Below are 23,632 nucleotides of genomic sequence, written 5' to 3' on the forward strand. Positions count from 1 at the left end.
CGTATCGCCCGACCGAGATTCAAGCATGAAGATCATCCGCAGCAAGGACTTCACCGGCAGCCGCGCCTGGGAGGCGTTGGATATCGCCAATATGAACGGCATCACCACGCGCCTGCACTGGACTGACCAGCCGTATCGCTGGCACATCAATGATGGCGAGGAAGTGTTCGTGGTGCTGGATGGCCGGGTGCAGATGCACTACCGCGACAACGGCTTCGAACAGGTGGCGGAGTTGGGCGTAGGGGATATCTTCTATGCCAGTGTCGGCACCGAGCATGTCGCCCATCCCCAAGGCCCGGCGCGCATTCTGGTGATCGAATGCGAAGGCAGCGTTTAGACTATATCTGCAAAGTAGATAACAGTTAGAGATATTACCCGTTATATAGATATTCGATCAGGTTCTACCATGGTCTTAACCTCATGCGAGGAAGAGGATTGCCATCATGACCTGCTCGAATACCATCAGTTACAAACCTTTCAGTCACCTGACCCGTCCGCGGGAAGTGATTCGCCAGTTCACCCCTAACTGGTTTGCCGCCACCATGGGCACCGGCGTGCTGGCGCTGGCGTTGGCGCAGTTGCCGGTCAACCTGCCAGGTTTGCACGCCATCGCCGAAGCGCTGTGGTTGTTCACGGTCGGCCTGTTCGTGTTGTTCAGCGTGTTGTACGCAGCCCGCTGGGTGATGTTTTTCCACGAGGCGCGGCGGATTTTTGGGCACTCTACGGTGTCGATGTTCTTCGGCACTATCCCCATGGGGCTCGCGACCATTCTCAATGGCTTGCTGCTGTTCGGCCTGCCGCGTTGGGGCAGCGAAGTGATCCCGCTGGCTGAAGCGCTGTGGTGGCTGGATGTCGCGATGGCCTTGGCCTGCGGCGTGCTTATCCCGTTCATGATGTTCACCCGCCAGGAACACAGCATCGACCAGATGACCGCCGTTTGGCTGCTGCCCGTGGTTGCCGCCGAAGTCGCCGCCGCCAGCGGTGGCCTGCTGGCACCGCACCTGGCGGACGCCCATTCGCAACTGGTGATGCTGGTGACCAGCTACGTGCTGTGGGCGTTTTCCCTGCCGGTGGCGTTCAGCATCCTGACCATCCTGATGCTGCGCATGGCCCTGCATAAACTGCCCCACGCCAATATGGCCGCGTCGAGCTGGCTGGCGCTAGGCCCCATCGGCACTGGTGCGTTGGGCATGCTGTTGCTGGGGGGAGATGCGCCGGCGATCTTCGCGGCCAATGGCTTGCCGGGTGTCGGTGAAATGGCTGACGGCCTCGGGCTGGTAGCGGGCATTACACTGTGGGGCTTTGGCCTTTGGTGGATGCTGATCGCCGTACTGATTACCCTGCGTTACCTGCGCGCCGGTATCCCGTTCAACCTGGGGTGGTGGGGCTTCACTTTCCCCTTGGGGGTGTACGCCTTGGCCACACTGAAGTTGGCGGGCCTGCTGCACCTGGGTTTCTTCAGTGTATTCGGCTGTCTGTTGGTGGTGGCGTTGGCGCTGATGTGGCTGATCGTCGCTAAACGCACGGTGCAGGGCGCCTATAAAGGTGAGCTTTTTGTTTCGCCATGCATTGCAGGACTAGCGAATAAGTAAGCCGGATTAGGTAAAGTCGTGGCCTGAATCGATAACAGGCCACGCAGGAACACGGACGATGAGCCACCCCTCGCAATTTACCTTGCTGCGCACACGGCGTTTCCTGCCGTTTTTCATCACCCAGTTGCTGGGTGCGTTCAACGACAACATCTTCAAGCAATCGCTGATCCTGGCCATTCTCTACAAGCTCACCATCGACGGTGACCGGTCCATCTGGGTCAACCTCTGTGCCTTGCTGTTCATCCTGCCGTTCTTCCTGTTTTCGGCGCTGGCCGGGCAGTTTGGCGAGAAGTTCAACAAGGACGCATTGATCCGCGCAATCAAGATCGGCGAGATTGTGATCATGGCTGTGGGCGCGACGGGCTTCCTGACCAACCACCTGGAACTGATGCTGCTGGCACTGTTTGCGATGGGCACCCACTCGGCGCTGTTCGGCCCGGTGAAGTACTCGATCATGCCCCAGGCGCTGCACGACGATGAGCTGGTCGGCGGCAACGGCCTAGTGGAAATGGGCACGTTCCTGGCGATCCTGGCCGGTACCATTGGTGCCGGGATCATGATGTCGTCCACCTATTACGCGCCGGTGGTCGCCGTGGCGATCGTCGGTGTGGCGGTATTGGGTTACTTGGCCAGCCGCAGTATTCCGAGGGCGGCGGCGTCGACCCCGGGGTTGCGCCTGAACTGGAACATTTTCAGTGAATCCTGGGCCACCTTGCGCCTGGGCCTGGGGCAGACGCCGGCCGTTTCGCGCTCAATCGTGGGTAACTCGTGGTTCTGGTTTGTTGGCGCGATCTACCTGACGCAGATCCCGGCGTACGCCAAGGAATGGCTGTACGGCGACGAAACCGTGGTCACGCTGATCCTCACGGTGTTCTCTGTGGGTATCGCCCTCGGCTCGATGCTTTGCGAAAAACTCTCCGGGCGTAAGGTGGAAATCGGCCTGGTGCCGTTCGGCTCATTCGGCCTGACCGTGTTCGGCCTGTTGCTGTGGTGGCACTCCGGCGGTTTCCCGCAGAACGTGCAGGCCAACGATTGGCTCGCCGTGCTCAGTTACGGCCAAGCCTGGTGGGTGTTGTTCGATATCCTCGGCCTGGGCGTGTTCGGCGGCTTCTATATCGTGCCGCTGTACGCGTTGATCCAGTCGCGCACCGCCGAGAACGAGCGTGCGCGGGTCATCGCTGCCAACAACATTCTTAACGCACTGTTCATGGTGGTCTCGGCGATTGTGTCGATCCTGCTGCTGAGCGTGGCCAAGCTGTCAATTCCCGAATTGTTCCTGGTGGTGTCGCTGCTCAACATCGCGGTCAACACCTACATCTTCAAGATCGTCCCCGAGTTCACCATGCGTTTCATGATCTGGCTGCTCAGCCATTCCATGTACCGCGTGGAGCATCGCAACCTGGAAGCGATCCCGGACGAAGGCGCGGCGCTGCTGGTGTGCAACCACGTTTCATTTGTCGATGCGCTGCTGATCGGCGGCGCGGTGCGTCGGCCGATTCGCTTTGTCATGTACTACAAGATCTACCGTTTGCCGGTGCTGAACTTTATCTTCCGCACGGCCGGGGCGATTCCCATTGCGGGGCGTCACGAAGACATCCAAATCTATGAAAAGGCTTTCACACGGATTGCGCAGTATCTGAAGGAAGGGGAGTTGGTGTGCATCTTCCCGGAGGGCAAGTTGACCGCCGATGGCGAGATGAACGAGTTTCGCGGTGGTGTGACGCGCATCCTGGAGGAGACGCAGGTGCCGGTGATTCCGATGGCGTTGCAGGGGTTGTGGGGGAGTTTTTTCAGCCGCGATCCGAACAAAGGGTTGTTTCATCGGATCTGGTCGCGGGTGGTGTTGGTGGCGGGTGAGCCGGTGACGGTAGAGGCCGCGACGCCTGCGCAGTTGCAGGAACGGGTGGGGGTGTTGCGGGGGAGTGTCAGGTAGTTTCGGGCTGGATTAATGGCCTATTCGCAGGCAAGCCAGCTCCCACATTGGACCGCATTGTTCAAGCGAACGCGGTCTGGTGTGGGAGCGGCGGTTCGACAGCGGTAATGGATCAGGTGCTGATCTTGAGCCCAATAAGCCCGCAAATGATCAACGCCACACTGGCCAACCGGAACAGCGCCATGGATTCCCCAAACAGGATAATCCCGGCGATCACGGTGCCCACGGCACCGACTCCGGTCCAGATGGCATAGGCCGTGCCCAGCGGCAGCTCCTTCATCGCCAGCCCCAGCAGGCCAAGGCTTACGGCCATGGCGGCAATCGTCAGGGCCGTGGGCAGCGGCTTGCTGAAACCGTCGGTGTACTTCAGGCCGACGGCCCAGCCCACTTCAAACAGACCCGCAAAAAACAGAATGATCCAGGACATGATGACCTCCTAACGCTAGGTGGGGTCGTCCCCGGATTAGGCGCTTGAAAGCGTCGCGGGGTCGTCCCCGCGAAGCTCGTAAGAGTGCCCAAAAGTGATCGACTGATCAAGTTTGCGGGGTGTTCTCCAGGGCGCGACGGTCTTCCTTCTCGCTCATGCGGCGGAAGTAAGTCGAGAGCAACGCCCCGGAAATATTGTGCCAGACGCTGAACAACGCACTCGGCACCGCCGCCAAGGGCGAGAAGTGCGCGCTGGCCAATGCGGCACCCAGCCCGGAGTTCTGCATGCCCACTTCCAGCGCCAGCGACTTGCGCTGCGCCAATGGCAACTTGAACACGCGGCCGGTGAAGTAGCCCAGCAAGTAACCGAAGCTGTTGTGCAGCATCACCACGGCCATGATCAACAGGCCCGACTCGGCAATCTTCGCCTGGCTGGCGGCAACCACCGCCGCGACGATGATCACGATGCTCACCACCGACACCAGTGGCAACACATCCACCGCGTGGCGCACCCGATCACCGAGCACGCGTTGCGCCAGTACGCCGAGCACGATCGGCAGCAGCACAACTTGCAGGATCGACCAGAACAACTCCATGAACGATACCGGCAGCCAGGCCGACGCCAGCAGCCAGATCAACGCCGGCGTAAGCAGCGGGGCGAGGAGGGTGGTGACGGCGGCGATGGCCACCGACAGCGCCAAGTCGCCGCGGGCCAGCCAGGTCATCACGTTGGAGGAGGTGCCGCTTGGGCAGCAACCGACCAGGATCACGCCAACGGCAATTTCCGGCGGCAGGTGGAAGGCCTGGCACAGCAACCAGGCCACGCCCGGCATGATGACAAAGTGTGCGACCACGCCCAATGCCACGCGCCACGGATGGCGGGCGACTTCGGCGAAGTCATCAATCTTGAGGGTCAACCCCATGCCGAACATCACCAGGCCCAGCAACGGGACGATGGCGCTTTTCAGGCCGATGAACCAGCCGGGTTCGAGGAAGGCGACGACGGCGAAAATCAACACCCAATAGGCGAAGGTATTGCCGACGAAGCGGCTCAAGGCGGCGAGTGCGCGCATGGGGATGTCCTTGTTATTAGAGTGCTGGAGGTGGCAACTCGATCAGATGTGGGAGCTGGCTTGCCTGCGATAGCATCAACTCGATTTAACTGAAGACCGAGGTGCCTGCATCGCGGGCAAGCCCGGCTCCCACACTGACCGTGCCCACATAAGATCTAATGAGCTTTTAGATGCCCTGTGGGGTCTCTTCACCGCCGAGTGCTTCGACCAGCGCGGGGATGAAGTCACCAAACGTCAGCATCATCAGGGTAAAACTCGCATCCAGTTGGCCCAGGGCTTCTTCACCGCCGTCCTGTTCCGCCTGGTCTTGCAGCAGGTCTTCGAACTTCAGGCGCTTGACGGTCATCTTGTCGTCGAGCATGAAGGACAGTTTGTCCTGCCAGGCCAGCGACAGTTGGGTCACGACTTTGCCGGTGGTCAGGTGCAGTTGGATCTCTTCGCCGGTCAGGTCCTGGCGCTTGCAGCGCACAATGCCGCCGTCTTCGTGGGTGTCGCGCAGTTCGCACTCGTCGAGCACGAAGAAGTCATCTGCCGGCTTTTGGGTGGTGACCCAGTCGGTCATGATCGCGGTCGGTGCTGTTTTCACGGTGAGTGGGCGAACCGGCAGGGTGCCGATCACTTCACGCAGTGTGGACAACAAGTCTTCGGCGCGCTTGGGGCTGGCCGAGTTGACCAGGATCAGGCCCTGTTTTGGCGCGATGGCGGCGAACGTCGACGAACGCCGAATAAAGGCACGCGGCAGGAAGGCCTGGATGATTTCATCCTTGATCTGGTCGCGTTCCTTTTTGTAGACCTTGCGCATTTGCTCGGCCTCGATCTCTTCGACTTTCTCCTTGAGTGCATCCCGCACCACGCTGCCCGGCAGGATGCGTTCTTCCTTGCGCGCGGCGATCAGCAGGAAATCACCGCTGACGTGAACCAGGGGAGCCTCTTCACCTTTACCAAAAGGCGCGACGAAACCGTAAGTGGTCAACTCCTGGCTGGCACAAGGGCGCGCCAGTTTGGTGGCCATGGCCGCTTCCAACGCCTCGGCATCAACAGGCAGATCTTGGGTCAGGCGATAGATAAGCAGGTTCTTGAACCACATGGGGCGAGTCTCTCCTTTATACAAAGGGGGGCATTATTCTCTTGATAACGTCCCAGGCCAACCCTGCCTAAGCCATTGGAAGCTATCAAAAAAAAGATTTAAGAAAGTGCTTGCCAGACCTGGGGCCGCTCCGTAGAATGCGCGCCACACCGAAACGAAGGGTGATTAGCTCAGCTGGGAGAGCGTCTGCCTTACAAGCAGAATGTCGGCGGTTCGATCCCGTCATCACCCACCATTCGCTTCAAGTGTTACGCGCAGCGGTAGTTCAGTCGGTTAGAATACCGGCCTGTCACGCCGGGGGTCGCGGGTTCGAGTCCCGTCCGCTGCGCCATATTCGGTTACCTGGAACGCTGAACGCCAGGTACCACAGGAAGCCCGCTCATTGAGCGGGCTTTTTGCTGTCTGGGCTTTGCAAAAATAAAAAAACGCCGCCGATCATTTCCGATGATCGGCGGCGTTTTTTATTGGGGGATCAGAAATCCCAGCGTGTGGTCACCATGAAATTGCGTGGCTCACCATAAGCGGCGGAGTTATAGAAGCCGATGTTGGTGTAGTAAGACTTGTCGAAGAGGTTGTTGACGTTCAGCGTCGCCGACAGGTTTTTGCTGACCTGATATTTGGTCATCAGGTCGACCAGCCAATAGGCGTCCTGGGAGAACGCTTCATAGCCGCCATGGGGAGAGTTATAGATGTCCTGCCAGCCCACGCTTTGCCAGCGCACGCCACCGCCTACCGTCAACTTGTCGAGGTTGCCCTTGAGCTTGTAGGTGGTGAACAGCTTGACCTGATCTTCGGGCTCGAAGGTGGAGATCTTCACGTCCTTGTCGTCGCGCACGACCTTGTGGGTGTAGCCGGCCTGGAGTTGCCAGCCGGGGGCAATCTCGCCGGACATCTCCAGCTCATAACCTTTGGTGACGGCCTTGCTGCTTTTGTAGGCGTAGTTGTTCGGGATCGGCGTCTGGTTGTTGTACTCGTCATCCGAGAGCGCGCGGTTGGATTCATGGATTTCAAAGTAGGCCGCGCTGGCGTTCACGCGACCGTCAAGGAAGTCGGCTTTTACGCCCAGTTCCCAGTTCTGGCCTTCATCCGGCTCAAGCAGTTTGTTGTCGCGATCGCGGTTGTAATTCTCTTGCGGCATGAAGATATCGGTGTAGCTGGCGTAGACCGCGTACGTGTCGTTGAGGTCGTACACGGCGCCGATGTACGGCACGAATCGTCCGGACTCGCGGTAGTTGGGGTTATAGCCCGTGACCTGGTAGTTGACCACGCGCCCGCCCAGCAGCAGCTTGAGGTCGTCGGCGAGGTTCAGCCGCGTGGTCACATAGGCGCCCGTCTGGCGCACGGTGTCATCGGTCAGTGATTGCGCCTTGCCCCAGTCCGGTATCGTGGCGTGGCCGCGCCAGTTATTGAAGTCGACGATATTTGGGGAGAGGTTCCAGTAGCCTTTGCCTTTCCATTCCGAGGCGCTGATAGAACCGCCGAGCACCAGTTCATGTTCGCGCCCGCCCAGGCTGAAGGGGCCGCTCACGTACAGGTCGGCGGAATCGCTGACGGTTTCCCCGGTGTATTTGCCCGAGGTGAGTTGCGCGGTGCCGTCCGGCTGCGGCTGGTCGCCCTGGATCGAGCCCATCAAGGCGTGATAGCCGTTGATCTTGTGGTCCAGTTGCAGCTTGCTTACCCATCCATTGCCCAGGTCGTGTTCGAGCATGGCAAATACGGTGCGGGTGTATTGCTCCCAACTGCTCCAATCGGCAGCGTTGTTGAACGAGCGCTTGACGCTGTTGCGGTCGCCGTTGGAGTTGATCAGCGGAAAGCTCCCCGACCATGAGGAGCCTTTTGGCAGAGTGTCCTGGTAATCGCCGCCGACGGTCAGCAGGGTATCGGGCGACAGGTCGAACTCCATGATGCCGTAGTACGTCGGGCTCTGGCGCGAGTAGTGATCCATGAACGAATGCTTGTCCTGGTAGGCCGCCACGGCCCTGCCACGCACGTTGCCGCTTTCGGTCATCGGGCCGCTCACGTCCAGCTCGCTGCGGTAGTTGTCCCAGGAACCGGCACCGAGGGTCGCGTGGCCCTGGAAGTCCGCTGTAGGTTTCTTGCGCACCAAGTTGATCGTCGCGCCCAGGGAGCCTGCGCCGGTGAGCAGGCCGGTGGCGCCCTTGAGCACTTCTACGCGGTCGTAGATCGCCATGTCGCTCAGGGTGTTGCCCGCCGAGTAGGCGACGTTGCGCGCCGTCGAGGGAATACCGTCGTACTGGAAGTTATTGATCGAAAAGCCGCGGGCGTAGTAGTTGGTACGCTCGGTGTCGAAGGCCGAAACGGTAATGCCTGGAGTGTGGCGCATCACGTCGTCGACGCTGTTCAGGCCGAAATCGTCCATGTGCTGGCGGGTGACCACGCTCACTGACTGCGGGGTTTCCTTGGGGGTCAGCACCAGGCGTGTGGAAGTCGCGATCGTGCCGGGCGTGTAGGAACCTGTACCTTCGGTGACGTTGCCCAACTGGTTGGCGGTGACGGCGGTCGGGCTCAGCTCCATGGTGCCGTTGCCGGCGAGAGGGGAGGGCTGCAGTGCGTAGACCTGATCACCCTTTACCGCGCGGTAGCCGCTGCCCTGCAGCAAGCTGTCGAACCCGTCCTGTATACCGTAGCTGCCTTTCAAACCTGGGCTTTTGAGGCCTTCCAGTTCGTTGGACTGGAACACGATGGCCACACCCGCCTGCTGGGCAAAGCGGTTGAGCGAATTGCCCAGCGGCCCGGCCGGGATTTCGTAGGTTTGGGCGGCGACGCTGACGGCGTCGGCCTGGGCCAGGCTGGTGTTCAGCGTACTGGCAGTGAGCAGGGCCAGGGACAACGGCGCGCTTTTCAGTAGCCGAAAGCGTCCGCGCGGGTAGGAAGGGGTGTGCATGGTGAAGGCAGTCCTTTATGTGTCGAATTACCTTCCTTGACGGGCAGCCTCGAAAAAACCGGAAGCAAATGCGAATAATTATTTATTGGGTAAGTGTCTGTGGGCTTACGACGATCAGCCACGGCGTAAAGGTCTGCACCTTGATCGGCAAGGTTTGCGCGAGTAACTGCAAGGCGTGGTCGCTGTCATCCAGCGGGATCACGGCTGACACCCGCAGGTTTTGCAGGGCGTCGCGATCAAATTGCACGCGACCGGCGCGATGCCGAGCGATTTCATCCAGCACCTCCGGCAAAGGCCGGTTCTCCACCACCAATTGATGTCGACGCCAGGCTTCGTTGATGCTCGACGGGTCGACAGTGCCAACCAAGCGCACGGCAGTCGACTGCATCAGGGCCTGCGAACCGGCGTCGACTTCCAGCGTCTGCTGGCCGTTGGCGCTTTGTGCGGCCACGCGGGATTCGAGCATGCTGAGTACGGTGATATCGCCCTCGCGCTTGACCACAAACCGCGTGCCCAGCGCACGCAGTGTGCCTTGGGGCGTCTGTACGACAAACGGCCGCGTGCGATCGTGAGCGACCTCCACCAGGATTTCGCCCTGCAGCAGTTCAATGCGACGCTGCTTGCCATCGAAATGCAGGTTTGCCGCGCTGATGCCGTTGAGGGTCAGCGTCGAGCCATCCGCCAGTTGCAGGGTTTGCCATTGGCCTGGCCCGTTGCGCACGTCGGCCATCCACTGCTGGGGATAAGGACTCACCAGCAATGCTGCCGTCGGAATCGCCAGGCTGCACGCCACTGCCAGCGCGCGCAGGGCGTTCTTGCGGCGACGGCTTTTTGGTTGGGTAAACGCTGCGTTCAACGCTGCCCGCGCCGGTGCTTTTTTACCCCGCAAGGCCTGCATGCGGGCGATGACGGCTTCCATGCGGGCCGCGGCCTCGGCGTAGTGCGGACCTTGCTGTTTCCAACCTTCAAATGCCAGGCGCTGGGCTTCGCTCAGTTCGCCCTCATGCAGGCGCAGCAGCCATTCGGCGGCTTGTTCTTCGATCTGTTGGTCCGACATGCTCAATCAGGTATCCATGCTGTGGCCGCAGTGCATGAGCGCCTGGATCAGGTACTTGCGCACGGTGCGTTCCGACAACTTGAGCTGTCGGGCGATCTGTTGTTGGGTCATTTCCTCAAGGTAATACAGCACGAATGCCTGGCGCGAATAGACGTGCATGCCCTCCAGGATAAAGGCGATCTGTTCGAGGGCTTCAAGCGTGGTGTGGATTTGCTCGGGCGATTGAAACCCTTCGAGCGCGTCCACGGTGAGGGCCAATTCCTGCAGGTAAGCCTGTTCAATCTGCCGGCGCCGTGCCTGGTCGATGATCAGGCGTCTGGCCGTCGTGCTCAAGTAGGCCCGGGGTTCGCGAATGCCGGCTACGGATTCGCGCGCGTTCAGGATGCGTGCAAACGTGTCCTGCGCCAGGTCAGCGGCATTCTGGTGGCAGCCGAGCTTGCGCCGCAGCCAGGTGAGCAGCCAGCCATGATGCTCGCTGTAGAGCTGGGTAATTTCCCTTTGGAATGGCGGTTCACCCACAGACATAAGCGTGGCTCAGGCGTTATTGAGAATAGTTTTTAATTGTGCGGCTAAGCACCCGGTAAACGCAATAGACTCGCATTTGCGCGAGCAGAAGCCCGTTTTTACGGGGTTTTGCCGGGCTCTGGAAAAAACCCAAAATAAAGTGCATTTAAATCAAGACATTGCGAATTTTTGGTGTATGATGCCGCCCACACCGAAAGTGAAGGGTGATTAGCTCAGCTGGGAGAGCGTCTGCCTTACAAGCAGAATGTCGGCGGTTCGATCCCGTCATCACCCACCATTCGCTTCAAGTGTTACGCGCAGCGGTAGTTCAGTCGGTTAGAATACCGGCCTGTCACGCCGGGGGTCGCGGGTTCGAGTCCCGTCCGCTGCGCCATATTCGGTTACCTGGAACGCTGAACGCCAGGTCACCACAAGAAGCCCGCTCATTGAGCGGGCTTTTTTTCGTCTGCGATTTATCCTCAATGCGCCTTGCCATTGTGCACTGCATGTTCGCCCTGAACTGTGCTGGTGCGTCATGACGTGGGGGAATACCCCCATGCACATTGGTTGATTGCGTCCCTGACCGCTTAAACGGTTATCTATAGCCACGCGAAGACTTCCAGGCGAGTCACGGCAGCAGGATGCTGCAGTGCCCGCTCTCTAAGATAAAAATAGTCTGCAAGGGGAATGGCTCTCTATGAAATATCCACTGCGTCCGTTGGTGTTCTGGCCAACGTTCCTGATCCTGCTGGCGGCGGTGATCGCCAGCTACGTCGACCTGAATGCCTTCCTGGCGATCAGCAAACAGCTCAATAACCTAATCCTGAAAAACTTCTCATGGCTGTTCAGTGCCGGCTCGTTTGCCATGGTGGTGCTGACGGCGATCGTCTACTTCTCCGCGTTGGGCAAGGTGCGTATCGGCGGCGAAGACGCCCAGCCATTGCTGAGCAAATGGCGCTGGTTCATGGTGGCGCTGTGCACCACGCTGGCCGTGGGCGTGCTGTTCTGGACCACCGCCGAACCGCTCTACCACCTGTATGGCCCACCCACCAGCCTGCCGATCGAGGCGGGCAGTTCGGCGGCGAAGAGCTTTGCCATGTCGACGATGTTCCTGCACTGGACCATCACCCCCTACGCCATTTACCTGGTGCCCTCGCTGGTGTTTGCGCTGGTGTTCTATAACCGTCGCAGCAACTTCTCCATTGGCGCCATGCTCGAGCCGCTGCTGGGCGCAGCGCGGGTCAAGCGCTACGCCGGGCTGATCGACACCCTGGCGATGTTCGCCCTGGTGGCGGGCATGGCCTCATCCCTGGGCACTGGCGCGCTGACCCTGGCCGGTGGCCTGGCCCAATATATCGGCGGTGAAACCACGCCGTTCCGCCTAGCCATCATCATTGCGATCATCGTCATCACCTTTGTCGCCTCGGCCGCTAGCGGCCTGCAGAAAGGCATTGTGATGCTGTCCTCGTTCAACACCTGGATCATGCTGGCGCTGGGATTGTTTGTGCTGCTGTGTGGGCCGACCTTGTACATGTTCAGCCTCGGCGTCGAGTCCCTCGGCGTGTACCTCGACACCTTCTTCAGCCGCAGCCTGTTCACTGGCGCCGCGAGTGGCGACACCTGGCCGCACAGCTGGACGGTGTTCTACTGGTCGGTGTGGTTTGCCTGGGCGCCGGTGAGCGCGCTGTTCCTTGGCAAGATTGGCCGTGGCTATACCGTGCGCGAATTCATCCATATCAACATGCTCTACCCGGCGTTGTTCACGGCGATATGGATCTGCATTTTCTCCGGCACCAGCCTGTACTTCGATGCCCTCGGTGACGGCAGCCTCAACCGTGTGCTGAACGAGCAGGGCGTGGAGCACGTGCTGTACCAGATGTTCCAGCAATTGCCGGCCAGCGGCCTGATGATCGCGTTCCTGCTGTTCGTAGCGTTCATCTCGTTTGTCACGGCGGCGGACTCCAGCACCGATGTGATCGCCAACCTGTGCAGCAAGGGCGTGACCGCGGATTCCGATCTCGACGGCAACCCGCTGCTGAAGATCGTCTGGGGCCTGATTATCGGCACGGTGTCGTGGGTCATGGTCGCGTTTGTGGGCATCGACGGGGTGAAGATGCTCTCCAATCTCGGCGGTTTGCCCGGGATGATCCTGGTGTTATTGGCCAGTACCTCGCTGATTTTCTGGCTGAAAAATCCCGCGTTGCTGGATGTGAAACGCCTTCAGCGGACCCCCGAAACGCAATCGCGTGGCGCCAGCCCGGTGCCGGATTTCGCCCGCTGATCGATTGAACCGCTGTAGGAGTTACTGATGGAAATCGTCACTGAATTTGCTTACACCGTGCGCGAAATCGAGCACTGCCTGATCCCCTTGAAGGACGGTACCCAACTGGCCGCCCGCATCTGGTTGCCGGAAGTCGCCGGCCTGCAAACCTTCCCGGCGATCCTGGAATACCTGCCGTACCGCAAACGCGACGGCACCGCCGTACGCGATGCGCTGACCCACCCGTGGATGGCGGGGCAGGGCTATGTGTGTGTGCGGGTGGACATGCGGGGCAACGGTGAATCCCAAGGTTTGATGGCCGATGAATACCTGCTGCAGGAACAGGAAGACGCCCTCGAAGTGATCGACTGGCTGTGCCAGCAACCCTGGTGCGACGGTAATGTCGGCATGATGGGCATCTCCTGGGGCGGCTTCAACGGGCTGCAAGTCGCGGCGCGCCAGCCCGAGGCGTTGAAGGCGATCATTACCCTGTGCTCCACCGATGATCGCTTTGCCGACGACATCCATTACAAGGGTGGCAATCTGTTGATGGAGAACTTCGGCTGGGCCGCCACCATGCTCAACTTCAGCGCGGCGGTGCCGGATCCTTTGCTGGTGGGCGACGACTGGAAACACCTCTGGCACCAACGCCTGGACGCCATGCCGTTGCTGGCGGAAACCTGGCTGCAACACCAGACCCGCGATGACTATTGGCGCCATGGCTCGGTGTGCGAGGACTATTCGAAGATCAAGGCGGCCGTGTATGCAGTGGGGGGCTGGGGCGATGCCTACCGCAACACCGTTTCGCGCCTGATGCAAAACCTACCGGGCCCGAAGAAAGCCATGATCGGTCCTTGGATACACAAGTACCCGCATTTCGCCGTGCCCAACCCGGCCATCGGCTTCCTGCAAGAGGCCAAGCGCTGGTGGGATCATTGGCTCAAGGGCACCAATAACGGGGTGATGGATGACGCATCTTGCACCTTTTACCTACAGGATATTCTGCCGCCGAAGGGCAGTTATGCCGAGCGGCCGGGGATCTGGGTGCAGACCTCCGGCTGGCCGGATCCGCAGGTGCAATGGGCGGATTTCAGCCTCGGCGAACAGGGCCTGAGTGCAGGCTCACTGCCGTTGGCGGCGCCGCGCAGCATCTGCTCGCCGCTGACCACCGGCCTGCACCAAGGCGAATACTGCGCCATTTGGTTTGGCCCCGATGGACCGACGGATCAACGTCGTGATGACGCCAACTCGCTGTGCTTCGACTCCCCGTTGCTGACCGAGCCGCTGGCGTTGCTCGGCGATGCACGTCTTAAGTTGCGCCTGGCAAGTGACACCGCCTGTGGTCAATTGGTCGCCCGGCTGAATGCGATAGCGCCGGACGGGCAAGTCACGCAGATCAGTTACGGTGTACTCAATCTCACACTGCGTGAGGATTTTTCCCAGGTAACACCTGTAGTCCCCGGTGAACCCATGGACGTGCAGTTAACCCTCGACCACATCGGCATGCGCCTGCCCGTCGGCTACCGTTTGCGTCTTGCCCTGAGTACCGCGAGTTTCCCGTTACTGTGGCCGAGCCGTGAGTTGACCACTCTGACGTTGCTGCCGAGCCTGCAAAGCCTGCAACTGCCGATATTCAAAGGCGAGGCGGTGGACTGCCCGTTCGAAGCGCCGCAGTCAGCTACGCCGGTGGCGATGGAAGTCCTACGCGCCGCTGCGCCGAAACGCACCTTGATCGAAGACGTGGGCAGTGGCGAAGTCTGCGTGAAAATTGAAGATGACTTGGGTTCGGTGCGTTTTACCGACCACGGCCTGTCGGTGGACCAGCGTTGCACCGAGCAATACCGCACTTTGCCCTGGGATCCGCTGTCGACGCGGGCCGATATCGAATGGCACTACCGAGTCGGCCGCGACCAGTGGGCCGTGGAGGTGGAAAGCCAATTGAGCGTGCACGCCGACGCCGAGTGGTTCTACATCGAAGCGGAGCAGACCGCCTGGGAAAACGGCCAGTTGGAACACCGTCGGCAATGGAGTAAACGCGTGGCCAGGGTCGCACTCTGAGCAGGCAACTGGCAGGATGCTTGCCAACGTGATCTCTGCGGGCCTGGGGTAACCTGGGCCCGTCATTGCCAATGGACTTGCTCATGTCGCGCCGAAACGTCGATCTTCCTCCCCTCAATTGCTTGCAGACCTTCGAAGCGGCGGCCCGCCATTTGAGCTTTACCCAGGCGGCCCATGAATTGAACTTGACCCAGAGCGCGGTCAGCCGCCAGGTCAAACGCCTCGAAGAAGACCTGGCCCGCCCGCTGTTTTATCGGCTGGCCCAGGGCTTGAGCCTGACACCCGCCGGGGTGCGTTATTTTCGTACTGTCCAACGCCTGTTGCGCGAGCTTGACCGCGAGTCCGCCGAGTTGCGCAGGCGCGGTGCCGATCGCCAGTTGACCCTGGCCAGTACGCCCACCATCAGCTCTATCTGGCTGGCCGGTCTGTTGCCGCAGTTCCAGCGAGACCATCCGGACCTGGATATCCGCGTCCTGTGCAGCGAAAGCCCCAGCCATCTGGATGTCAGCGAATATGACCTGGGTTTGTTCTATCACTTGGATGAAATGGCCGCGCCCCACGGCCTTGAGCTGTCGCCGGTGTTCGACAGCGAACAGGTCATCACCGTGTGCAGCCCCGGTTACCTTGAGCGCCACGGCCCGATTCGCGACCTGCATCATCTGTTGCACGCGCACACCTTGCTGATCGTGGAAGACCATCACCACGACTGGCTGACGTGGGCCGACTGGTTTGCGGATGCGGGTGCCGATTACTACTCGCCGCGCCATGCCTTGCGCACCAACAGCTATCAACTGTTGATGCAATCGGCGGTGATGGGCCACGGCGTCGCCCTGGGGTGGAAGCGCTTGCTGGAAAGCGACCTCGACTCCGGGCGCCTGCAAACGGCCTTGCCCCACAGCATGCACAGTCGCGGCCGCTTGCACCTGATGCAGCCGCATCATCGCAATCCACCCGCGGCGGTGCGCAGTTTTCGTCAGTGGTTGCGGGCCCGTACCGAAGAGGCTGGGCTCGCTGGCTGAAGGTCAGTGCTGACCGGTTTTTTTCTTTTTGATCTGGCGCGTCGCCAGGTGTTCGAAGCAAAAAGACGCGGTGCCGAACACGGCGATCAGGGTGAGTACGATCATGCCGAGGGTTGAGCCTTCCACGGTGATTTCCTACGGGTGATGGGGTAGGTACTCACGGTAGAGGCGGGGTGGAAATGGCTCAATAGACCCGACGCAATCCTTACGCCGTCGGGTCCATTGTTACGCATTCTTTATGGCGCGTTGCGGCTGTGGCGGTAATCGCTGACCGCTTCATACACGGCTTTGCGCAAACGGTTGATACCGCCGATGGGGCGGTGCTCCGCTACGCCAAACCAGGGGTTGAAGGATTGGTTGTCGCACGCCAGGTTCTGCTCGGGCGTATCGAAATCCTGCGCCGGGATATGCACCTTCGCCACGGTTTCATACGGCGCGTCGCTTTCTTTCCATTCGATGCTGGTGTCTTCGATCGGCATGAATTTCTGCGGGTTCTGGCGCTGGATCTGCAGCACGAAACACGCAGGCACGCGGTCGGTGGACAACTGCTGGCTCAAGGCGCCGCGCAGGAAATTCGGCAGGTCCTGGTTTTGTTTCGGCAGTTGATATTCCGGGCAGTTTTGCGGGTCGGGCGCGACGCGGAATTTGGCGTTGGCCGTGCCGAACTTGTAGGGTGAAACTGAAAAGTACGTAGTCTGCGTCGGGCTGGCCGGTGCGGGTGCGAGGGTCGCCAGGGCGATGAACAAGTGACGCACTTGCCAGCTGCGTGGGTCGGCCTTGGGGAAGAACGCCAGCACCTTCTTGCCGTCCGCCTGCGCGCCGATGTTCTGCGCGTACTCCGACGCATCGCTGACAAAGAAGTTCGGGTGGCTGAACATCACGAAGTCTTGTTCCGTGCGGGTCTGCTGGTCGGCCAGCAGCTGCTTGCCCGGCACATCCAGTAACTTGAGCGCCATGCCGCGGGCATCACGGATGCTGTCGAACTGCGGGTAAGCGTTGCCGTTGGACAACCGCATCATCGCCTGCCAGGTCTTGCCCGGTTCGGCGAACACGCCCTGTCGCAACGCCGGGTCGAGATCGGCGAGCACACTGACTTCGGCTTTCACGCAACCGTGGGCCTTGGCGTGAGCATCACGCAGGTAGCGCGTGCCCTCGCGGTGCTGGTCGACGATGCGCACCGCCGTCTGGATGATGCCTTGGGTCATCGCCGCTTCGCCCGCTGGGATTTGCTCATCCGGTGACACCGGGCCGCTGTGTTGCCAGGCGTACCAGGCAGTCGCCGCCAGCCAACCGAGCAGGCCGAGGCCCACCAGCCACAGCAAGGTTTTGCCGAGAAATGCGCCGATGCGCAGCCAGAGGCGGCCGAGCAGGGAAGGTCGGTCGTAGGGGGATCGAATCATCATGGCAGTTGTTGCTCCAGCGGGCCGCCCAGCACTTTGAGGTATTCCAGCAGCGCCCAGCGTTCCTGCGGTAGCAGGCCACGGCCGATCACGCCATTGCCACGACTGCCGGCACGAAACTCGTGGCCGCTGTTGTGGTTGCCGGTGATTTTGGTATCGAACACAAAGGCATTCTTGAACGCACCGGTTTCAAAGCCGAGATGGCGCGGGTCGTAGTCGAAAGTGCCTTTATAGAATGTGGTGCTGCGCTCGTCCTGGGGCGAGAGCAACTGGTAGATCGTCGGCACCGAACCGTTATGCAGGAACGGCGGCGTCGCCCAGACGCCAGCCAGTGGCCGCGCCTTGTAGGCGCGCAACTCGCGTACGCCGATGGGCAGGCCGTAACCGTCCAGGCGCGGGCGCTCGGCCGGGGTCACGCCGGCGGCGCGGTAAGCATGCTCTTCGACGAAGGCAGTGACGTAAGCCAGCCCCTTGGCCACGGACATTTTTTTCAGGTCCAGTGGCTCGGTCGGCGTGGGGTGCAGTTCGACGTTGAGCGTGGCCAGTTCCGCGGGGTCCCACTGCAGGGCGCTGAGGTCGTAGCGTTGGTCCGCAATGTTGCTGGCGGTGCCGGGGTCGGTACCGATGTAGTCCACGGGCAGCATTTTAAGCTGCTGCACCGGGCGCCCGTTTTCCTGGGTGACGCTGGGCACATGGCAGCCGGCGCAGTTCTCGGCGAACAGTGTGCGGCCTTGAGCAGCGAGGGGTTTGTCGACGGCGCCGAACAGGTCCTCGGGCCAGGTCGGTGGCTTGAGGCGTTGCAGGGTTTCTTCGATCAGGTTGAGGTCGCGCACGCGGACGCTGGACGGGTAGCGCGCATCGCCCTGGAGCGGCTGGCCGGCGGCGTCGAAAAAGCCCAGCGTCGCGCCTACGCCCAGGGCTTCACCGATATTGCGCGCCATGGGTTGCTGGGCCGAGCCGTTCCATTGCACCCAGTCGAAGGTCCAGATATCCCACAATTGCGGGTAGTCCACCGGGGCGTTGGCAACGCGATAATTGTCCGGGGAAATCGCGTCGCCAAAGCTGGCGTTGGCGATACGGCCAAAGGCGTCCGTGCGGCCGGGGCCTTCTTCGGTGGGGTAGAGACCACGGTGAGTGTCGTTCCAGGCCACTTTGAGAAACTTGTTCAGGGACTGCTTGAAGTCCTCGCGCAGTTGTTTGTGCTCAGCGTCATAGCGATCTCCCAGCACTTGGCGGGCGAAGCGCTCGAACTTCCATGGGTTGTAGTAGGTAGCCGCAAGGCTGGCGACCAGGGCCTGGCCGAAACTGCCGCCGCGCAAGGTTGGCACGCTGGAAGGCAACACGTGCTGGGCGGAACCGCCGTCGACACGCAGCGCCTGGTTTTTGAAGTGCAACTCGCCGGTGTGGCAGGCGGCACAGGTGATATCCAGGTACTCGACGTTGCTGCCGGCGTTCTTGTGTCGGGCGAAACCTACCGGCAGATTGCCGGGGTTTTGCGCGGTGGGCACCTGTTTGGGATCGACCAGGAAACCGAAGCGCGCCAGGTAATCCGGCGTGGCAAAACGTCGCTCGGAAAACGGCAGTTCCAGGGCGGTGAACCAGTCGTAGTGCAGGCCTTTTACTTGAGTGCCCTGGGGCGTGAAGTAATAAGTCTGGCGGTCGGCGGCACTCCATTGGTCCTGATAGTGCACCTGCTCCACGGGCACGTATTCCGGCAGCTTGGGGTTGACGGTGTAATAGAGCACCACGGCCAGTAATAGGACCAGAAGGGTGAATATCAGCAGTAATACACGGGAAAAAATGCGCAAGATGGCTATCCTTGTCTCGGTCTTGTCGAAGAGTCGTGTTGTTATGCCACTACGCCACAAGTGCGGCAAGTGGCCATGAGCTTGGTAGTAGGCGGTCCCACGATCCTTCGCGGGGCCCCATCATGAATGAAAATGCTTTTAAACACGTGAACTTATCAGAAGTTTCCTGCTCACATGCCGGTAGCCATTGGTCGTGGCCGCCTGATAAGCTCGCGACTTTATTCGAATGCCCTTTTGGCGCATGAACAAGGAAATAGCATGAAACAGCATCGGTTGGCGGCGGCGGTGGCCCTGGTTAGCCTGGTACTTGCGGGTTGTGATTCGCAGACCAGCGTAGAGCTGAAAACCCCGGCGCAGAAAGCTTCCTACGGCATCGGCCTGAACATGGGCAAGAGCCTTGCCCAGGAAGGCATGGATGACCTGGATTCCAAAGCAGTAGCCCAAGGCATCGAAGATGCCGTCGGCAAAAAAGAGCAGAAGCTCAAGGACGACGAACTGGTTGAAGCGTTTGCAGCACTGCAAAAGCGTGCTGAAGAACGCATGACCAAGATGAGCGAAGAGTCGGCAACCGCCGGCAAGAAATTCCTCGAAGACAACGCCAAGAAAGATGGCGTCGTCACCACCGCTTCCGGTCTGCAGTACAAGATCATCAAGAAAGCCGATGGCGCCCAGCCTAAGCCGACTGACGTGGTGACTGTGCACTACACCGGCAAGCTCACCAACGGCACCACCTTTGACAGCTCCGTGGATCGCGGTAGCCCGATTGACCTGCCGGTCAGCGGCGTGATCCCAGGTTGGGTCGAAGGCCTGCAACTGATGCACGTTGGCGAGAAGGTCGAGCTGTACATCCCGTCCGACCTGGCTTACGGCGCCCAGAGCCCGAGCCCGGCGATTCCAGCCAACTCCGTGCTGGTATTCGACCTGGAACTGCTGGCCATCAAGGACCCAGCCAAGGCTGAAGCCCCTGCTGCACCAGCCGCCAAGAAGTAATAGGCGCCTGAACACACAACGCCCCGTCTCGACGGGGCGTTGTTGTTTCCGGGCGCAGCATCTACATGATCTTGTAGTGAGCGGGCTTGCCCCGCGCTGGGTGGCGAAGCCGCCCCGTATCAGGCACTGAGTTCTCCAGTCAGAACTGAGGTGCCTGGGGTTTGGGCGGCTTCGCCACCCAGCGCGGGGCAAGCCCGCTCACTACGGGCCGATGTCCACAGGCTGTGCAAATCCAAACGAACGTCCACACCTGGCAACAGTCTGATATAAAACCCGAGTATGGCTAGCCGCACAGCAACACCAAGTCAATGAAATCTTGGGTTTTTTTAATGTGCGCAAAAAACGCCCGATCTGACTGCAAGCCTTGTATATCGTGGCTTTCAGCCGATAAAACAGGCTCTGTTCACAAGGTTATCCACAATTTGTGTGGATAACCTTTTATGTTGCCTGGAACTGGAGTGACAGATGAAACCACCCTTCAATTTCACCCGTTTCCTGCCCATGGCCGCACGCCTGCTGGGGCGTGGGCGTTTACCGACGCTGCTGTTCGCTGTCGCCGCTAAAGGCTCCAGCCAGGGCAATCGCCTGGGTAAGCTCAAGGATGACTTCAAGTTGCTACAGTCCCTGTGCCTGGCCTACTGGCGTGGCGAGTACCGCGCAATCAGTCCCGAGGCGCTGATTTCAGTTGTGGCAGGGCTGATGTATTTCCTCAGCCCGATTGACGCGATCCCGGACTTTATTCCCATGTTCGGCATGCTCGACGACATCGCCGTGCTGGCATGGGTCATGAAGACCCTGGACGGCGAACTGAGCGCTTTTCGCGCCTGGCGTGACGCTCAGCGTCCGGAAAAGCTCGCCGTGGTTGAGCGTCTGCCCGCGACGCCAGCCCTGTTGGCCAAGGAAAACCCGCAAAAAAACGGATGACGCGGCATATCCCCCTGCGACCTTTGTGGCTGTTAGGATTACACTCCTAAGGAAAGTGCTTACTCAGTAAGTGTTGTTATCCTACGGGGCAGTCATGGATATTCAGATAATTTCACGGAATGGCGAACCCGAATACGCGGTGTTGCCATGGGATCAGTACCAGGCGCTGCTAAAAGCTGCCGGTCAGCAACAACCTTCGCCACCTCCTTCTTCTACTGCCCAAGCTGCTCCCGAGCAGGATCTGCGCCTGCTCGCAGACCTGCGTGGCCTGCGCGAAGCCAAGGGCCTGGCGATCGAGACCCTGGCCCGCACCGTGGGTATCAGCCCCTCGTATCTTGGATTGATCGAAAGTGGTGAGCGCCAGCCGGATGCCGCGATCCGCCGCAGCCTGGCCTGGGAATTGGGCGTTGCAGGTTGGAGGGATGAATCGTGAGCCTACGTATCAGTCGTCAACACTGGGATGGGTTACTCAATGAACTGGACCAGGCGCGCCGCCAGCGCCATCTGCTGACTTACCGCGCGTTGCTGGAGCGCTTACAGTTCCCCACGCCGGCCATGCAAACCCTGGCCGCTGCCCTGGAACACCTGGCCGCGCTGGACGCCAAGGCCGAGCAGCCGTTGCGCAGCTCATTGGTGATCAGCCAGGGCGCCAGCCGCCTGCCGCGTACCGGTTTCTTTGAATGTGTGGAGCGCCTGGGGCGATTCAGCGGGCCATCCGATGGCGTGGCGGCGGCTTCCTGGCACGCCTCGGAAGTGGTGCGGGTATTCGAATACGAGTACCCGGAGTCTGCCGAGGCCTAAAGCGCGGGGGACAAGGTGTCCATGCTGTCGATCACATGGATGCTGTAGCCGGCCACATTCTTGGCGTGATGCTTGGCTTGCGACGCCAGCTCCGCCAACTGGCTGGCATCGAGTTGTCCACAGGCCTGTGGATATAAATGCACCACGCCGATGGACAGCGACAGCAGCGCAAATTCCTGACGCACGCCCTGGCGATTCAGTGCCACGAAGCAGCCGGCATCAAGGTGTTCGGCGCGGTAGAAACGCCGGCATTGGGTGTGGAAGTCATCCAGCAGTTGATTAAGCCGCTTGCGCCAGTCCTGCGGGCCCAGCACCAACAAAAAGTCATCGCCACCGATGTGCCCGACAAAGTCGCGGCTAGGGTCTACGCGGTCGTTCAAGCACTGCGCCAGGCACAACAACACCTCATCCCCGCGCCCGTAGCCGTAGATATCGTTGAACGGCTTGAAGCTGTCGATATCCACGTAGCAGATCACCGACTCGCGCTGTTGTTGCAGCAACCGCGTGAGGCATTGCTGGATCGGCACGTTGCCCGGTAATAGGGTGAGTGGGTTGGCGTAGCGCGCTTGCTGGATTTTCAGCTCGGTGATCAGCTTGAGTACATCGATCACTCGGCCCAAGCCCAGGTAGTCGCCATTGAGCGTAATAATGAAATCTTCTTCGATGCGTTGCCGTGCGCGGCTGGTGAGCAAGCGACTGACCTGTTGCAGGGACTGGCTCAGCTCCACCGCCAGAAAGTCGGTACTCATCAAGCGGCTGATGGGCTTGCGCGCAAACAGGTCGGTGGCGAACGGCTTGAGCAACGCATCCGACAGCGAATGCCGGTGGACGATGCCGATCGGGTGCCCGCGCCCATCCAGTACGGCCAGGGAATTGAGGTTGGCCTGACGGCGAAACGCTTCGAGCACTTGGGCGGTGGCGGTGTCTTGGTCTACCGCGGGCTGTTCACTGAGCAAGGCGCTGAGGTCACTGGCTTCATCGTTCAGTGCCACGTTGGCACTGTCGGGCTTGGGTAGCATCAGCCGCGCTTCCTGCGGCGGTTGTTCCTGCGGGCGGCAGAGCAGGTAGCCTTGGACCAAGTCGACGCCCATCTCCGTCAACACCGCCAGCTCCTCGGGCAGCTCGATGCCTTCGGCGATCACCTGGGCGCGCGAAGCCCTGGCGATTTGCAGGATGGAACCGACAAACTCACGCTTGAGCGCATCCTGATGAATGCCGTCGATGAAGTGCCGGTCGATCTTCACGTAATCCGGGCGCAACTCCGACCACAGCCGCAGGCTGGAATACCCAGCGCCCAAGTCATCCAGGGCAATCGAGAAACCCATGTTGCGGTAGTGGTGCAAGGCGGTTTGCAACAGGTCGATATCGTTGGTGGGGGTTTGCTCTGTGAGTTCGATCACCACTTGGCTCGGTGGGATGCCGAAGTCATGCAGCAGTTGCAAGGTGCGTCCCGGTTGGTGCGCGGTTTCCATCAGCGATTGTGGCGAGACGTTGAGGAACAGCTTGCCCGGTAACTTCTGCTCGCTGAAGCGCCGGCACGCACTTTCGCGGCAGGCGATCTCCAGTTCGCTGAGGCGCCCGGCCTGGCTGGCGATCGAGAACAGGGCGACGGGGGAGTGCAGCGGGCTGTTGGACGGGCCGCGACTGAGGGCTTCGTAGCCGAGGATGCGCCGTTCGGACAGGCTGATGATCGGTTGGAACAGGCTGTGCACACTGCCTTGAGCCAGGATAGAGCCCAGTGCATTCAGCTGTTCGGTCATGGTCATGGCGATCTCAATCGAAAAAAAAGGACCGC

General features: G+C 60.4%; 20 protein-coding genes and 4 tRNA genes. 14 read left to right on the plus strand and 10 right to left on the minus strand.

The window, feature by feature from the left end:
* The first annotated feature begins 25 nt into the window (after positions 1 to 25).
* The 3 genes from HU722_RS10220 to HU722_RS10230 all read left to right on the plus strand — a co-directional run bounded on the left by HU722_RS10220 (position 26) and on the right by HU722_RS10230 (position 3,525).
* Complete coding sequence (locus tag HU722_RS10220) at positions 26 to 337, plus strand: cupin domain-containing protein (RefSeq protein ID WP_028615765.1); 312 nt, start codon at positions 26 to 28, stop codon at positions 335 to 337.
* Positions 338 to 443: 106 nt separating this feature from the next.
* Complete coding sequence (locus tag HU722_RS10225) at positions 444 to 1,592, plus strand: TDT family transporter (RefSeq protein ID WP_065891408.1); 1,149 nt, start codon at positions 444 to 446, stop codon at positions 1,590 to 1,592.
* Between the two features lie 58 nt (positions 1,593 to 1,650).
* Positions 1,651 to 3,525 carry an MFS transporter gene (locus HU722_RS10230; RefSeq protein WP_065872629.1) on the plus strand — a complete coding sequence of 625 codons (1,875 nt, stop codon included), beginning with the start codon at positions 1,651 to 1,653 and terminating at the stop codon, positions 3,523 to 3,525.
* Between the two features lie 112 nt (positions 3,526 to 3,637).
* Here HU722_RS10230 and sugE read toward each other — a convergent pair whose 3' ends face one another.
* The 3 genes from sugE to rdgC form a co-directional block, all read right to left on the minus strand.
* Complete coding sequence (sugE, locus tag HU722_RS10235) at positions 3,638 to 3,952, minus strand: quaternary ammonium compound efflux SMR transporter SugE (protein WP_010211634.1); 315 nt, start codon at positions 3,950 to 3,952, stop codon at positions 3,638 to 3,640.
* 106 nt (positions 3,953 to 4,058) lie between these two features.
* Positions 4,059 to 5,024, minus strand: coding sequence for a bile acid:sodium symporter family protein (locus tag HU722_RS10240; RefSeq protein WP_065882506.1), 966 nt, complete (start codon positions 5,022 to 5,024; stop codon positions 4,059 to 4,061).
* A 166-nt stretch (positions 5,025 to 5,190) separates the two neighbouring features.
* The gene (gene rdgC / locus HU722_RS10245; RefSeq protein ID WP_065872627.1) at positions 5,191 to 6,111 is read right to left on the minus strand and encodes a recombination-associated protein RdgC; all 921 of its coding nucleotides are present in this window, start codon (positions 6,109 to 6,111) and stop codon (positions 5,191 to 5,193) included.
* Between the two features lie 159 nt (positions 6,112 to 6,270).
* Here rdgC and HU722_RS10250 point away from each other — a divergent pair.
* Positions 6,271 to 6,346: transfer RNA gene (locus HU722_RS10250), tRNA-Val, on the plus strand.
* 19 nt (positions 6,347 to 6,365) lie between these two features.
* Positions 6,366 to 6,442, plus strand: a tRNA-Asp gene (locus tag HU722_RS10255).
* A gap of 141 nt (positions 6,443 to 6,583) precedes the next feature.
* Here the strand turns inward: HU722_RS10255 and HU722_RS10260 are convergent.
* The 3 genes from HU722_RS10260 to HU722_RS10270 all read right to left on the minus strand — a co-directional run bounded on the left by HU722_RS10260 (position 6,584) and on the right by HU722_RS10270 (position 10,598).
* A complete protein-coding gene (locus tag HU722_RS10260; RefSeq protein ID WP_065891409.1) occupies positions 6,584 to 9,016 on the minus strand; it encodes a TonB-dependent siderophore receptor in 2,433 nt (810 codons plus the stop codon).
* 82 nt (positions 9,017 to 9,098) lie between these two features.
* A complete protein-coding gene (locus HU722_RS10265; protein ID WP_065872754.1) occupies positions 9,099 to 10,073 on the minus strand; it encodes a FecR family protein in 975 nt (324 codons plus the stop codon).
* 6 nt (positions 10,074 to 10,079) lie between these two features.
* On the minus strand, positions 10,080 to 10,598 hold the full coding sequence (locus HU722_RS10270) for a sigma-70 family RNA polymerase sigma factor (protein ID WP_065872625.1): 519 nt from the start codon (positions 10,596 to 10,598) through the stop codon (positions 10,080 to 10,082).
* Between the two features lie 201 nt (positions 10,599 to 10,799).
* On the opposite strand from HU722_RS10270, the gene HU722_RS10275 reads away from it, so the two are divergent.
* From HU722_RS10275 to HU722_RS10295, 5 genes are all read left to right on the plus strand, one after another.
* Positions 10,800 to 10,875 (plus strand) — tRNA-Val (locus HU722_RS10275).
* Between the two features lie 19 nt (positions 10,876 to 10,894).
* Positions 10,895 to 10,971, plus strand: a tRNA-Asp gene (locus HU722_RS10280).
* 303 nt (positions 10,972 to 11,274) lie between these two features.
* Positions 11,275 to 12,858, plus strand: coding sequence for a BCCT family transporter (locus HU722_RS10285; RefSeq protein ID WP_065882508.1), 1,584 nt, complete (start codon positions 11,275 to 11,277; stop codon positions 12,856 to 12,858).
* Positions 12,859 to 12,885: 27 nt separating this feature from the next.
* Positions 12,886 to 14,895, plus strand: a complete 2,010-nt coding sequence (locus HU722_RS10290) for a CocE/NonD family hydrolase (protein WP_186755207.1) — start codon at positions 12,886 to 12,888, stop codon at positions 14,893 to 14,895.
* A gap of 83 nt (positions 14,896 to 14,978) precedes the next feature.
* Positions 14,979 to 15,914 carry a LysR substrate-binding domain-containing protein gene (locus tag HU722_RS10295; protein ID WP_065872622.1) on the plus strand — a complete coding sequence of 312 codons (936 nt, stop codon included), beginning with the start codon at positions 14,979 to 14,981 and terminating at the stop codon, positions 15,912 to 15,914.
* 3 nt (positions 15,915 to 15,917) lie between these two features.
* Here the strand turns inward: HU722_RS10295 and HU722_RS28990 are convergent, their stop codons facing one another.
* The 3 genes from HU722_RS28990 to HU722_RS10305 all read right to left on the minus strand — a co-directional run bounded on the left by HU722_RS28990 (position 15,918) and on the right by HU722_RS10305 (position 19,122).
* A complete protein-coding gene (locus HU722_RS28990) occupies positions 15,918 to 16,040 on the minus strand; it encodes a hypothetical protein (RefSeq protein WP_256530446.1) in 123 nt (40 codons plus the stop codon).
* A 110-nt stretch (positions 16,041 to 16,150) separates the two neighbouring features.
* Positions 16,151 to 17,317, minus strand: a complete 1,167-nt coding sequence (locus tag HU722_RS10300) for a catalase family protein (RefSeq protein WP_186755205.1) — start codon at positions 17,315 to 17,317, stop codon at positions 16,151 to 16,153.
* On the minus strand, positions 17,314 to 19,122 hold the full coding sequence (locus HU722_RS10305; RefSeq protein WP_065872620.1) for a di-heme-cytochrome C peroxidase: 1,809 nt from the start codon (positions 19,120 to 19,122) through the stop codon (positions 17,314 to 17,316). Before HU722_RS10305 ends, HU722_RS10300 begins: the two co-directional genes overlap by 4 nt.
* A gap of 258 nt (positions 19,123 to 19,380) precedes the next feature.
* On the opposite strand from HU722_RS10305, the gene bamJ reads away from it, so the two are divergent.
* From bamJ to HU722_RS10325, 4 genes are all read left to right on the plus strand, one after another.
* The gene (gene bamJ / locus HU722_RS10310) at positions 19,381 to 20,112 is read left to right on the plus strand and encodes a BamJ family beta-barrel-assembly machinery protein (RefSeq protein WP_049709171.1); all 732 of its coding nucleotides are present in this window, start codon (positions 19,381 to 19,383) and stop codon (positions 20,110 to 20,112) included.
* Positions 20,113 to 20,577: 465 nt separating this feature from the next.
* Positions 20,578 to 21,036, plus strand: coding sequence for a YkvA family protein (locus tag HU722_RS10315; RefSeq protein ID WP_186755203.1), 459 nt, complete (start codon positions 20,578 to 20,580; stop codon positions 21,034 to 21,036).
* A 94-nt stretch (positions 21,037 to 21,130) separates the two neighbouring features.
* On the plus strand, positions 21,131 to 21,469 hold the full coding sequence (locus HU722_RS10320) for a helix-turn-helix domain-containing protein (protein ID WP_065872618.1): 339 nt from the start codon (positions 21,131 to 21,133) through the stop codon (positions 21,467 to 21,469).
* On the plus strand, positions 21,466 to 21,837 hold the full coding sequence (locus tag HU722_RS10325) for a hypothetical protein (RefSeq protein ID WP_005786715.1): 372 nt from the start codon (positions 21,466 to 21,468) through the stop codon (positions 21,835 to 21,837). Before HU722_RS10320 ends, HU722_RS10325 begins: the two co-directional genes overlap by 4 nt.
* On the opposite strand, the gene HU722_RS10330 is transcribed toward HU722_RS10325, so the two are convergent.
* Positions 21,834 to 23,603, minus strand: a complete 1,770-nt coding sequence (locus HU722_RS10330; RefSeq protein WP_065872617.1) for a bifunctional diguanylate cyclase/phosphodiesterase — start codon at positions 23,601 to 23,603, stop codon at positions 21,834 to 21,836. The two genes, HU722_RS10325 and HU722_RS10330, sit on opposite strands and share 4 nt — an antisense overlap.
* Between the last annotated feature and the right edge of the window lie 29 nt (positions 23,604 to 23,632).

Source organism: Pseudomonas tritici, assembly GCF_014268275.3.
Lineage (GTDB): Bacteria > Pseudomonadota > Gammaproteobacteria > Pseudomonadales > Pseudomonadaceae > Aquipseudomonas > Aquipseudomonas tritici.